This is a genomic window from Pseudofrankia saprophytica (genome assembly GCF_000235425.2).
GTDB classification, from domain to species: domain Bacteria; phylum Actinomycetota; class Actinomycetes; order Frankiales; family Frankiaceae; genus Pseudofrankia; species Pseudofrankia saprophytica.
Map to the genome: position 1 here is coordinate 661,387 of NZ_KI912266.1, position 12,659 is coordinate 674,045.

A 12,659-nucleotide genomic window follows, 5' to 3' on the forward strand; every position below is an offset into this window, starting at 1 on the left:
CGCCTCATGAGAACGGTGACGACCCCGGCGGCGCAGGCCGCGGCCCGCGGCCTCGGCGACGAGCTGCCCGGCCTTGCCACGATCACGACCGACCTGAGCCGTCACGGCGGCGTGCTGGCCGACCCGAAGAACTGGGAGGGCCCCAAGGCCCAGTCCTTCCGCACGCAGGTGTGGCCGGAGGTGGAGACCACCCTGACGAACCTGCGGACCAACCTCGACGAGCTCGCGAGATCCATAGCGGAGATCAACCGCCGGATCGCCGACGCGGGCGCCTGAAGCTACGCCGGCCAGCCCTCGACGCCGTCCCGCTCGACGTTCGAGGACTCCACGTTCAAGGACTCGACGCCCAAGGAGATACCCATGTCCGCCTCGGATGGGACCGTCCGCGGCACGCCGGAGGCCGTCACCGCGGTCGCCGGGCTCGGTGCCCTCGTCAACGGACCGCTGCTGAGAAAGTTCGACGACCTGCGTCGGCACGCGAACGTGCTCACCGACCCGGACAACTGGGACGGTCGCACGGCCACCGACTTCCGTTCGACCGTCTGGCCGTCCTATGAGCGGGCGCTCACCGACCTGCACGCACAGCTCGGCCGGCTGCGCACCCGGCTTGGCGAGATTCAGGACGACATCCAGAGCGCCGGCTAGCCTCCCCACCAATCGGGTCTTTCGCGCCGGCTGGCCGGGCAGGGGCCCGACAGGTGTTGGCACATCCGGCCGATAGCACCGGGCAGCCACACCAGCCCGCCGGGAAATCCGAGCTTCTCGCGGAAGGTTCTGGGTAGAGGACTGGCTGCCTGGTACCAGGTCGTCGGGCTACAACACCCTTGTCGGCATACACCACGATGACGCACAGTGATCAGACGGCGAACACGGTGATCAGACGGCGGGAAGGAGAGTCGCGAGTGGCCTTCGGGGGCGTGGGCAGGCGAAGGAACGGACGGCATGCCCGGCCGGCGCGGCCGAGCATCCCAGACCGGTGGCCCGACGATGGGACGGCGCCGAGCCATCCGGGCCCGCCGTCGACCGGCGGCGGCGCCGAACCCGTCGCGCGCCAGCCGGCGCCAAGCCGAGGGCCGGGTGGCCGGTCGCTGCTTGCCGCCGGTCTGGTGGCCGCGCTGACCAGGCACGGCATGTCGACGCTGGCGGCCCGGCACCGCGCGGTCGGCGAGTCCCTGCGGCTGGCGGCCGACGTCGAGGCCGCGAATTTCCTCGACCGCGCCACCCGGCTGCTGTCCGCGGAGCTGGCCGCGCAGGGCAGGCCCCTGCCGCCGGTGTTCGCGGCGACGCTCACCGACGCCGCGTTGATCCTGCACCTGGCGCCGGCGCCGCTCGACCCGCCGCCCACGCCGTGGTGGAAGGCCGGCGCGCCCGGCACGTGGCGGATCGCACGTCTACCCGAGGCGCCGGACGGGCTGCCGGCCGCCGCGGTCGCGGCGATCCCGCCCGCGGTCCCGGCACCGTTCCCCGGCCTGGCGACCGTCGGGCATGACGGGAACCGGGCCAGGATTCTCGTCGACATCGAGGGAGCGCCAGGCATCATCGCGATCGGCGGTGATGAGGGACGCGCCCGCGAGATCGCCATGTCGATCGCCGTCGAACTGGCCACCAACCGGTGGTCGGACCAGCTGCGCATCCACCTGGTCGGATTCCCCGACGACCCGCCCGCGGTCGCGCCGGACCGGCTGCGCGCGGCCGCGACCGTCGACGACGCGCTGGCCGAGCTCGCGGCGCACGAGGAGGTGCGAGCCCGCGCGACGGGTTCGCCCTGGGATGGCTCCGACGCGGCGGGCGTGCTGCGAGGCCGGCAGGAGGCCAGGACCCAGGCGCTCTGGACGCCTGACCTGCTGGTGCTGGCCAGTACACCGGACGAGGCCGACGCGGCTGCGCTGGCGCGGTTCGCGCGCGGGCGGGGCCAGGCCGTCGGCGTGATCGTCGTCGGCGAGCTGGCGGCGGCCCGCTGGGTGTTCACCGCCACCCGGGACGGCCGGCTCTCGCTGGGAGTGCTCGGCATCGAGGTCACGGCGCAGCTTCTGCCTGTCGCGCAGCACGCGGTACTCGTCGACCTGTTCCGTTCCGTGGGCGGTGACCCACCGGGTGACCCGTCGGGCGGCCCGCCGGCCGCGACCGACGAGGCCGGGCCGATTCCCCCACCGATCGGGGGCCGGGAGCGCGTCGCCGAAGACGGCGTCGGCCCTACCCGATCGGGCGACCGGACGCCTCCGGCCAGACCGGCCGTCGCTGCCAGGCCCATCGCCCCGGCGAGGCCCATCGCCCCGGCCAGGCTCGCCGCCCCCGCCGAGCCCGTCGCACCTCCCGGGCCCGGCGCACCGGCCAAGCCTGTCGCCCCGACCAGGCCCGCCGCCCCCGCCGCGCCTCCCAGGCCCGTCGCCCCCGGGGGCGGACCGCGGACCGCGGCCGCCACGTTCCTGCCCGCGGAACCGTTCCTGCCGACGGTGCCCGACGAGAGCCCACCCACCCAGCAGGCGCCTGTCGACCCCACCCGACCCGACGCTTCCTCCCCAGACCTGGGAGTTCCCGCCGCGCCACCCGCCGGTCTGGCTCCGCCGACGCGTCCCAGCCCCGCCGCGCCACCGCCCGGCCCGCCGGCGCCGGCGCCGGCGCCGACCGATCCGGGCACGACCGTTGGCCCGACCGATACCGACTCCGAGGCCCGCCCGACGCCGCCCGGCGCACCGGGCACGCTACCCAGCGGGGGCGGCCCCGCCGCTCCCCCGCCGACGGACTTCCCCGGCCGGCCGCCAGCCAGGCGGCCGCTGTCGGTGCTGGTTCCCACGACCCGTCACCGCGCTCCGCCGGACCCGGACGACACGGCCCCACCCGGCCTCGGGCAGCGGCACCGGGTGGCCGGGCTCCCCAACTCCGGCCCGCGGCCCGCCCCGGCGGGCCCGGTGTCGCCGCTCCACCTTCCCTACGCGGCCGCCACGCCACCCGCCGAGTTCGCCGGCCCGGGCGACGCGGAGATCCAGGTGCTCGGCCGGCCCGCCGTCCACGCACCGGGACCGGTGGCACGCGACCAGGTCGAGCCGTTGACGGAGCTAATCGTCTATCTGGCCCTGCATCCGGACGGCGCACACCCGCGGGCGCTCTCGGCCGCGCTCCGGCAGGAGGGCGCCAGGAGCGCGAGCTCGGGCGGGGCCACTCCCGACGACGTCACGGCGGCCTCCCTCGGTCGCGCCAGAGACTGGCTCGGGACCGGCCCATCCGGCCATCCCCGGCTGGTCGCCGGCGCCGACGGGCGGCTACGGCTCGGCCAGGACGTCCACTGCGACTGGTGGGCGTTCGCCGCCCACGCCCATCGGGCGAGCCAGCCACCGAGGGCAGCCTCCAGTGGCACCGCCATCGCGACGGTCGGCAACGAGGCCGACGCGGAGCTCGCGGCGGCACTGGGCCTGGTCACCGGCCCGCTCCTGGCGGACCTCCCGGCCGGCAGGTATGGCTGGCTGCGCTCGACCGGGCTCGAGGCCGGCCTGCGCGCGGCGGTCGTCGACGTCGCCCACCGCCTGGCCGAACGCAGCCTGCAGGCGGGCGACACCGCGACCGCGATGGCCGCGTGCCGGACCGGGCTTCGCGCCGTCCCGGCCGCCGAGTCCCTCTGGCGCGACCTGCTGCGCACGGTCGCCGCCCGCGGCGACCGTCACACCCTCGAGGCCGTCGCCGCCGAGATGTACCGGGCGCTGCCAGCCGCGACGGCGTCCCGGCCCGGAGGCGGCCTGCCGCGTGGGCGCCGTGCCCAGAACCGTCCGACCGAGCCCGAGACGAACGCCCTCGTCAAGGCCCTCCTGCCCGGCTACCGCCACCGCGACCGGCGCTAGCTGAGCTGAGCTAGAAATGGAACCGGACTGGGTCTGGAATGGGAAGAGGTATCCGCGTGAACGTGCACCGGCTGCTCGGCACCGCGGACAGCGTCGCGGCGACCGGGGGGCTGGCCGACCGAACGGCGGTGCGCGTCGCGGGTGAGGCGCTGCGGCGCGAAGAGCTCTGGGCCGCCGCGGCCGCCGTCGCCGACGAGGTCGCCGGAGCGCGGGTCGTGGCGATACCCGGATCGGCGAGCCTGCCGACGGTCGTCGGGATCGTCGGCTGCCTGCTCGCCGGGGTGGCCGTGGTGCCGGTGCCAGCCGACGCGGGCCCGCGGGAACGGGCGCACATCCTCACGGACTCCCAGGCCGAGCTGTGGCTCGGCGAACCGCCCGCCGAGCACGGCGCGGCGGGCGCGGGCGACAGCGGCCCCGGGCTGCCGGTGGTGCCGGTCGACCCCGCCCGCCGGTCCGGCACCGCCTTTCCGGAGCCGGCCCCGGACTCGACCGCGATGGTCCTCTACACATCCGGGACGACCGGAGCACCCAAGGGTGTCGTGACGTCCAGGCGGGCGATCGCCGCCTGCCTGGACGCGCTCACCGACGCCTGGGCGTGGACGCCCGACGACGTGCTCGTCCACGGACTGCCGCTGTTCCACGTGCACGGGCTGGTTCTCGGGATGCTGGGCGCGCTGCGAGTCGGCAGCCCGCTGGTTCACACCCGCCGGCCGCGCCCCGCGGACTACGCCGCGGCCGCGGAGCGGGACGGCGGAAGCCTCTACTTCGGCGTGCCGACGGTCTGGTCACGGGTCTGCGACGACCCGGCGGCCGCGGCGGCGCTCGGCCGGGCCCGACTGCTGGTCTCCGGCAGCGCCCCGCTGCCGGTCCCAGTGGCCCAGCGGCTGCACGAGCTGACCGGGCTCGTGCCCGTCGAGCGCTACGGGATGACCGAAAGCCTGATCACCGTGGCGGTTCGCGCCGACGGCGAGCGCAGGCCCGGCTGGGTCGGCCTGTCGCTGCCCACGGTGACCACCCGGCTCGCGCCGATCCCCGACGCCACCCATGACGCCGACACCACCAACACCATCAACACCACCGACGGCGCCGACGCGCCGCGCGGCCTGGACGGCGGTGGCCGCGTGGCGGACGTGCCGCGCGACGGCGAGTCCGTCGGTGAGCTGCAGGTCCGTGGCTCGACCCTGTTCGACGGCTACCTGGGCCTCGCGGAGGCGACCGCGGCCAGCTGGACGTCCGACGGCTGGTTCCGGACCGGCGACGCGGCAGTCATCGGCCCCGACGGCTGGCACCGGATCGTCGGCCGGACCTCCGTCGACCTCATCAAGAGCGGCGGCTACCGGATCGGCGCTGGCGAGGTCGAGGCGGCGCTGCTCGCCCATCCCGCGATCACCGAGGCCGCAGTCGTCGGCGTCGCGGACGCCGACCTGGGCCAGCGCATCGTCGCCTACGTCGTCGGGGACGGCACCGCGCCGGTCGACCCGGACGCCGTGTCCGCGTTCGTCGCCGAGCAGTTGTCGGTCCACAAGCGCCCCCGCGAGGTCCGCGTCGTCGAAGGCCTCCCGCGCAACGCCATGGGCAAGGTCCAGAAGAAGCTCCTCGCCAGCCCCTGACCACCGCGCCCACCGACCGCCGCCCTCGGCTCGACGCGAGGCGCCGCGGGGCGGGGCGCCGCGGGGCGGGGCGCCGCGGGGCGGGGGCGAGTTGCGTTGAGTTGAGACCACCGCGTGGCCCCAGCCGGCGACCGGTCCGCCATAACACGGCCACCAGCACAGACATACAGATAGTGAAATCAGTTAGTGAAATCTTCACCCATAGTGATGGGAGAAGCGAATCCAGTCGACCACCGCCTTTATTCCACACGCTTGCGCCGCTAAGGTGCGACGAGCACCTACCCAGCGAAACCGCCGGAATCACCGGCGCCGATCCGAACTGGCGGCGCGGATGTCAGGCTGGAACTTCAGGTCGGCGGTTCCCGAACCGCAGCCACCCCCCGGAGCCTCCGCCATCCAGACGGACAGGCCCACCCCCGCGCGGATATACGACTATCTGCTCGGCGGCAAGGACAACTTCGAGGTCGACCGTCAGGCGGTCGCCACCATCACCGCCGCGATCGGCGAGACAGCGGCGGTGGATGTCCCCAGGGAGAACCGGCGGTTCCTGCAACGCGGAACCCGCTGGCTGGCGAACACCGGGATCGACCAGTTCCTCGACATCGGCACCGGCCTGCCGACCGCCGGAAACGTGCACGAGGTGGCCCAGGAGGTCAACCCGAGGGCACGGGTGGTCTACGTGGACTACGACCCGATCGTGCTTGCATATGGTCGAGCCTTGCTCGCGGACGACAAGTCGACGGCAATCATCACCGCCGACACGCGAGACCCCGAGTCGATCATCACTCACCCGGACACCGCCGCCCTCCTGGACTTCTCGCGGCCCGTCGGCGTTCTCATGGCCGCCGTTCTCCACTTCGTCGAGGACGACGAGGACCCGGCGGGCATCGTCGCGAAAATCATGGGAGCCGTCCCGTCAGGCTCGTATCTCCTGCTCTCGCACATGACGTCGGACGGCCCGCCGGCCGACGCCGTCGCCAGGACGGCGGCGGTCATGAGGGCGGCCACCTCACCCATGATCTTCCGCTCGCGCGCCACGATCCAGAGCTACTTCGCCGGGCTGGAGCTCCTCGAGCCGGGCGTCGTCCGGCCCTGGCAGTGGCACCCCGCCGGCGACAGCCCCCAGACCGACTGGCTGTTGGCTGGGGTGGCCCGAAAGCCCTGATCTTGCGCGCCCCGGTCGCCCTGGCCGTGCCGTGCTGACGGCCCCTGGCCGGGCCGTGCCGACGGTCCCTGCCCGGCCGGTTCGGCCCCGGGTCAGTTCGGTGCCAGGGCGGCGGGCGGCGGGCCTGCGGCGCGCAGCCAGGCGACGGCCCGGTCGCGAAAGTCGGCGAGGCCCTTGTAGTCGGCGACGTCGCCCGGCAGGTGCGCCAGAACGTCGGCGGTACGGCGACGCCAGGGCTCGACGGCCGCGAGCTGCTCGAACGAGAGCAGGTAGGTGCGGATGAGGAACATGACCGCGCCGGAGTCCGGCAGCCGCATTAGGTGCTGAACCTCGACCCGCAGGTGGAGCAGCCGCCCGAATGCCTCGTCGTCGGCCCGCTGTAGCCGCGCCCGGTCCGGCGCCCAGTCGGGGTAGCGCTCGAGGGAGACGTCTAGGCGCCGGCCGACGGTCATCCCCCAGTTGGTCCGGCGGTATGGCTGATGCGGCTGGAGTCGCCTGATGAACTCCTGGGCCCGACTGATGACGCCCTCTGCGTGGATACGCGGAACCGGGCCGTGGATCTCCAGAAAACTCATGCCCAGGTCGAACCCGAAGCTCCAGGCGGCCGCGAAGGTCACGACGCCGGCGTCGACCCAGAGCTGGCCCGCCCGCTCGTCGAGCAGAACGACGTCCTCCTGAACCTGGTTCGCGACCCAGCGCAGCGGCCCGCCGGGCAGTGTCGCGTCCTCTCCGTAGACGAGATCGGCCTCGACGCCGAGCCGGCGGTTCTCCCAGTGCCAGCGGTCGGTGCCTGTCCGGGTGAGGAACATGTCGGCCGGGTAGCTCGCGCCCAGCTCGCGCAGCAGGATCAGCGTGGCGTCCCACGCCGCCGTTCGCATGTGCGTGGGGACCGCGTGCCGTGTCGGGTCCTGAGCGAGAATCCGGGCGCGCTCGGTCAGCTCACGGTGATATTCGCCGTCGATGTCGACGACCGCCGCGCCCCATCGGCCGGCCGCGGTGTGGACCGGTATGCGGGCGGGCTCGACGTTGGTGCTGTACCGGAAACGCTCGTCGGTGAAGGGGAACGGGAAGCCGTGGCGCAGCGGCGACGATTCCGCGACGCTCGGCGGCGACGACGGCGACGGCGACGGTTCCGGGACGGCCATCAGAGCGGGACCTCCAGGTGGGAGCCGTCTGCCCGGGAGACGCAGGGCATGACCCAGGCGCCGGAGGATCTCTCCTCCTCGGACAGGAACAGGTCGCGGTGCAGTGGACGCCCGGCCGTGACCGGGATCCGGCACTCACCGCACACGCCGTGGCGGCAACGGCTCGCGACGTCGAGGCCGGCGGACTCGAGCGCCTCGAGCAGGCTGGTGCCGCCGGGGACCGTCAGCGTCCCGCCGGTCCTCGCGAGGACGACGTCGAAGGAGGCGCCGGGCTCCAGCACGGCCGCGCCGAACCGCTCGGTATGGATCCGCGACGCCGGCCAGCCGAGTCCAGCCGCGGTGGCGACGACCTGGTCGGTCAACGCGGCGGGGCCGCAGACGTACAGATGCGTTCCCAGCGGCTGGTCGGCGAGTGCCTCCTCGACCCGGGTGGAGAACGCCCGGCGGTCGGTGAAGAGCTCGGCGCGGCCGTCGGAGAGCCCGATGACGTCGTCGACGTGGGCGCCGCGCCCGGGGCGGTGGACGTAGAGGACCTGCGCGTCGTGACCGCGCCGCCGGGCGGCCCGCAGATGCGCGACGATCGGCGTCACCCCGATGCCACCCGCGACCAGCAGGTGCCGACGGGCGCGCGCGACCGGCGGAAACGCGCTGCGCGGCAGGCGGGCGGCCAACCGGTCGCCCGGGGCGAGACGCTCGTGTATCCAGCGCGATCCGCCGAGGCCGTTCGCCACCAGCAGCACCGAGACGGCGTACTCGCTGGGGCCGAGGCCGGCGGAGGTGAGGCTGTAGGCGTTGACCCGGCCGCCGCAGTCCAGCAGGAGGTGGCTGCCGGGGACGAAGCCCGGCAGCTCGCGCCCGTCGGGCGCGGCCAGCCGGATGCTCCGGACTCCCGGCACCGGCTCGTCGACGGCGACGACGACCAGTTCGAGATCCAGGCCGCCGGTCATTCGGCGCCTGCGCTGCTCATCCATGGCCCGCGATGTTCATCCAGAACCCGCGCTGGTCATTCGGCGCTCGCCCCGGCATCCGCCTGGAATCCCAGGAAGCGGCCCAATCGGCGGGAAACGTGGTGGTAGATGACCAGGCCACGCCCGCAGCCCGGGCAGCCGACGACGTCGCCGATCGCGGCTTCGACCGAGGCGACACCGCCGCAGTGGACACAGGCCACCTCGATCGGTCCGGCTCCCGTCGGGGCGACGGACAGCTCGTCGTCCTCGAGACCGGCCGCGATCGCCGTCGCCCGCAGGGCGAGGCAGCAACCGACGGAACCAGCCAGCCGCACCCGGACGCCGACCCGCGCCTCGGCCAGGGCCGCCGCGAGCCGTTCGCCCGCCGTCGCCACGTCGGCGGCGCACAGCACCACCGGGTCTGGACGGCCGGGGCGCGGGGCGAGCTCATCCCACCACGACGCCAGTACGCCCGCCGCCTCCGGGCCCACGCCGACCAGGACGTACGCGGCGCCCCCGCCGTCGTCGGCGCTCGCGACGGCGTCGGCGTTCGCGACGGCGTCGGCGTTCGCGACGGCGTCGACGGGCGAGGACGCCGGAGCACCCGGACGCGCCCACGGCGGCACGCTCGTATGAGCCAGGTTCGGCACCGACCAACAGTAGGCCGACGCCGCGAGGCGCGTCAGCGGCGGCGACAGCCGCTCGGGCGATGTCCACGCGATGTCCACGCGACCGCGTCGGAGCAGGTCCTACCCACCCGCCATTAAATAAGTGGTGGCTTATATAGTCGAGCCATGAACACCATCGATCCCGTCGCCGCCGCCGGGCTGGTCGCCCGCGAGGTCCGCGGCGGCTCCCGGAACGGCCAGCCTACGAAGATCGCCGTCGCCCGTCGGACGTATAGCACCGACCAGGCCGATCTCTGGGACGCCGTGACCGACGTCGACCGCATCCCCCGCTGGTTCCTGCCCGTCAGCGGCGATCTGGTGCTGGGCGGCCGCTACCAGCTAGAGGGCAACGCCGGCGGTGTCGTCGAGCGCTGCGAGGAGCCCGAGTCGTTCGCCGTGACCTGGGAGTTCGGCGGCCTGGTGTCCTGGCTGGAGGTCACCCTCACGCCGGCCGGCGCCGGCACCATCCTCGAGCTGGTCCACGAGTCGCCCGTAGACCCCGACTTCTGGAAGCAGTTCGGTCCCGGCGCCGTCGGCGTCGGCTGGGACCTGGCTCTGATGGGTCTCGGCCTGCACCTCGACAGCGGAATGCCGGTCGACCCGGCGGAGGGGGCAGCCTTCGCCACGACGCCGAACGGCGTCGAGTTCGTGCGGCGCTGCGCGGTGGGCTGGGCCGATGCCGCGGTCCGCGACGGCGACGAGCCGGGGCCGGCGCATGAGGCCGCCGCGCGCACCGTGACCTTCTACACCGTCGTCCCCGACGATGCCGTTCCCCCGGATGCCGCCGCCCCGGATGCCGCCGCCCCGGATGCCGTGGTCGCGGATGCCGTGCCCGCGACGGGCGAGGACGAGAGCGCCGGGAGCTAGGTGGACGGCGTCTTCGAGGCGCTCGGCGAACCGGTCCGCCGGCAGATCCTGGAGCTCCTCGCCACCGGCGAGCAGCCCGTCGGATCGGTCGTCGCGACGCTGCGGGCCCGGGCGCCGATCTCGCAGCCCGCCGTCTCGCAGCATCTCAAGGTGCTGCGCGCGGCCGGGCTGGTGACCGTGCGCGCCGAGGGCACTCACCGGTACTACGCCCTCGACCAGGCCGGTCTCGCCGCCGCGCGGGACTGGCTGGCCGCTCTGCTCGCCGACCCGCTGGCGCCGTTCGCCCAGCCGCTCGACGCGCTCGCCACCGAGGTCGCCCGCGGCCGCCGCGCCCACCAGGCTCGGACGTCGGGAGCGCGGCGCAGCGAGTCCGCCTGAGGCCCACCTCGGACACTCAGCACCGGCCCTTGCCCTCTTCGCCGACCAGCGGCGAACCAGCCTCCTCGTGCACGGATTCGTGCACAGGGGTTCTGGTCGCCGTCCGTCGGACCGAGGGTAACCCCCTCCCTGTCGGTCTCGGGTGAGACACCCGCTGGATGCGGGTTGGCCATGGGGGCGTGATCGGAGATCGTTGTGTTCGTGGAGTCAGAGTCGCGGGAACGTGGGGGCGGGTTGTCGCCGCGGGGTGATCCGGCGCCGCGTCCGTCGCGGCGGGTGTTTAGCAACGCGTACAAGCTGCGGATCGCCACCCACTTTCATGATCTGGTGGCATTTTCGGCGCGATAGCTCCGACGATCCCACCAGATCATGAACGGCGCAGGCGACCACCGGTCGCTTCGAACGCAGCGAGGCCCGCCGAGATCCCATCCGAACAACCCTTCACGTTTCGGAGTCATACAGTTGCATCCCGCCACCTGTCGACTCGGTCCGTTCCTGTTGCCGCAGGTAGCGGTCAAGATCGGGTCCAATTTCTACCGCCTGAGGCCAGGCCAGTTCGCCTGGACGATTCGGTACGGGTGACGCGGTCGGTCACACCTTCCGCCGGATCCATTGGGAGATTCCCCACCCCGCCCGCTGGGCCCCGTCAGCGGGCGGAAAGGACTGGCGGTGCGGCTCGTCGCTCATCCCGTGGCGCCGCGCGATCTCGGCGAACATCGCGTTGTGCGGGCGACGGGCGCGCGCCGCCCGGAGCAGGCGACGATATGCGTCCTGGACGATTCCGGAGTCAAGGTTGTCGAATACCTGGCTCCACCAGATCTCGGGGTTGCTGCCGTGCCAGCTGGGTCGCCGCCCACGGGGAAAGTCGATGGAGTCGAGCACCATCCCGGCCTCGGCCGCCTCATGGAATATCTCGGCGAGAGTGATACACAGCCGATGCCGGTCGTCGCCGGAAAGAATGAGCCCCGGCTCTCCCACCGTCGCTGGTCCTTGCCGCTCAGACGCGAGGTATCCGAGGTCTCCCGCCGTCCCCCCGGATGACGGACCTGTTCGCGGCCCGTCATCCGGCGGAACGGCGGCCAGCGCGTCGATGATCCGGGGGAGGTCCCGGAAACGGTGCTGGACGAGCGCGGCGAGAGCGTCGCCGAGTGCCGGGAGCAGCCGCGCGAGCTCGTCCGGCGAGCCCGAGACCGCGAGCACCTGCCAACCCCGGAAGCCAGCCGCGATGTCTTCCGCCTGCGCGGTCACCAGACGCAGCTCGTCTTTGCCGGCCAGCATCGGAAGAGCCTTTCCGATCAGGCGCCGGACGTATCCGGCCGCCGATCGGAGCTGGCCGCTCAGCTCCCGCCGGACTGCCACCTGGTCGATCCCCGCCAGATCCGCGGCCACCCGCGCACGGTCAAGGTCCACGACGAGCTCGGCGGCACGTAACAGGCTGTAGGCGGCGAAGTAGTCAGCGTTCCAGTTGTAAATCTGACGCTGCACCAGCAGGCACATCCCGACCAGGGCGAGGTAGCCCACCATCAGCCCGGCCAGCTTCAGTTCTGGCTGTTCTTCCGCCGCCGATCGCCAAGGTCCCATTCTCCACAGCTGGCCGGTCGCGGCGACGATGACGCCAAGGCTCGCGACGACGAACCCGGGGGCCACGAGGGCGAGCGCCCGGCGGGCGACCTGGTCGCGGCAGGCGAGCGCGGCCGACACGTCGGCCACTGGCAGCCATCGGCCCGTCCGCTCGAACGCGGTGACGACCGAGTCCAGCCGGGCCTTCGTTCTCCTCGCCGCTCGTCCACCTCTGCGTGGCCTCCTGCCGGCCAGCGGCATAAGGACGACGGAGACGCCATCCAGCATCAGCGCGATGGCCATCAACGTGATGCCCGATATAAACAGCTCACTCGCCGTGTCGGCCGGCGCCGTCATCCCGGCGAATGCCCGTGGCCGGCCGTCGGCGGCGCCTCCGGCGGATCTGCGTCGGGACCGTGCCGCACTCGGACGCACCTCCCCGAAGCCAGGCTCGCGCCCGTCCAGCGGGCCATTCCCGCTCGTTTA

Annotated in this window: 11 protein-coding genes; 7 read left to right on the forward strand and 4 right to left on the reverse strand. The window is 73.5% G+C overall.

Features of this window, described 5'->3' with window-relative positions:
• Nucleotides 1-6 precede the first annotated feature (6 nt).
• From FRCN3DRAFT_RS0202940 to FRCN3DRAFT_RS0202965, 5 genes are all read left to right on the forward strand, one after another.
• The gene (locus tag FRCN3DRAFT_RS0202940; RefSeq protein ID WP_007516764.1) at nt 7-276 is read left to right on the forward strand and encodes a hypothetical protein; all 270 of its coding nucleotides are present in this window, start codon (nt 7-9) and stop codon (nt 274-276) included.
• Nucleotides 277-360: 84 nt separating this feature from the next.
• Nucleotides 361-645, forward strand: coding sequence for a hypothetical protein (locus FRCN3DRAFT_RS0202950; RefSeq protein ID WP_007516762.1), 285 nt, complete (start codon nt 361-363; stop codon nt 643-645).
• 485 nt (nt 646-1,130) lie between these two features.
• The gene (locus FRCN3DRAFT_RS42345) at nt 1,131-3,833 is read left to right on the forward strand and encodes an AfsR/SARP family transcriptional regulator (RefSeq protein WP_131803351.1); all 2,703 of its coding nucleotides are present in this window, start codon (nt 1,131-1,133) and stop codon (nt 3,831-3,833) included.
• 56 nt (nt 3,834-3,889) lie between these two features.
• The gene (locus tag FRCN3DRAFT_RS0202960; protein WP_007516758.1) at nt 3,890-5,443 is read left to right on the forward strand and encodes an acyl-CoA synthetase; all 1,554 of its coding nucleotides are present in this window, start codon (nt 3,890-3,892) and stop codon (nt 5,441-5,443) included.
• Between the two features lie 331 nt (nt 5,444-5,774).
• The gene (locus tag FRCN3DRAFT_RS0202965; protein ID WP_007516757.1) at nt 5,775-6,608 is read left to right on the forward strand and encodes an SAM-dependent methyltransferase; all 834 of its coding nucleotides are present in this window, start codon (nt 5,775-5,777) and stop codon (nt 6,606-6,608) included.
• 92 nt (nt 6,609-6,700) lie between these two features.
• Here FRCN3DRAFT_RS0202965 and FRCN3DRAFT_RS42350 read toward each other — a convergent pair whose 3' ends face one another.
• From FRCN3DRAFT_RS42350 to FRCN3DRAFT_RS0202980, 3 genes are read right to left on the reverse strand one after another with little or no spacing between them, the layout of a single operon-like run.
• Nucleotides 6,701-7,753 carry a heme-dependent oxidative N-demethylase family protein gene (locus tag FRCN3DRAFT_RS42350; RefSeq protein WP_007516755.1) on the reverse strand — a complete coding sequence of 351 codons (1,053 nt, stop codon included), beginning with the start codon at nt 7,751-7,753 and terminating at the stop codon, nt 6,701-6,703.
• Complete coding sequence (locus FRCN3DRAFT_RS0202975; protein WP_035924257.1) at nt 7,753-8,724, reverse strand: PDR/VanB family oxidoreductase; 972 nt, start codon at nt 8,722-8,724, stop codon at nt 7,753-7,755. Before FRCN3DRAFT_RS0202975 ends, FRCN3DRAFT_RS42350 begins: the two co-directional genes overlap by 1 nt.
• A gap of 32 nt (nt 8,725-8,756) precedes the next feature.
• On the reverse strand, nt 8,757-9,350 hold the full coding sequence (locus FRCN3DRAFT_RS0202980; RefSeq protein WP_035925986.1) for a dimethylamine monooxygenase subunit DmmA family protein: 594 nt from the start codon (nt 9,348-9,350) through the stop codon (nt 8,757-8,759).
• Between the two features lie 144 nt (nt 9,351-9,494).
• Between FRCN3DRAFT_RS0202980 and FRCN3DRAFT_RS42355 the strand changes: the two genes are divergently transcribed.
• Nucleotides 9,495-10,235, forward strand: coding sequence for an SRPBCC family protein (locus FRCN3DRAFT_RS42355; RefSeq protein ID WP_007516752.1), 741 nt, complete (start codon nt 9,495-9,497; stop codon nt 10,233-10,235).
• Nucleotides 10,236-10,613 (forward strand): ArsR/SmtB family transcription factor, encoded by a 378-nt coding sequence (locus tag FRCN3DRAFT_RS0202990; protein WP_007516751.1) that lies wholly within the window; start codon nt 10,236-10,238, stop codon nt 10,611-10,613. It begins immediately after the preceding gene.
• Nucleotides 10,614-11,204: 591 nt separating this feature from the next.
• On the opposite strand, the gene FRCN3DRAFT_RS0202995 is transcribed toward FRCN3DRAFT_RS0202990, so the two are convergent.
• A complete protein-coding gene (locus tag FRCN3DRAFT_RS0202995; protein ID WP_007516749.1) occupies nt 11,205-12,530 on the reverse strand; it encodes an effector-associated domain EAD1-containing protein in 1,326 nt (441 codons plus the stop codon).
• Nucleotides 12,531-12,659: the final 129 nt, after the last annotated feature.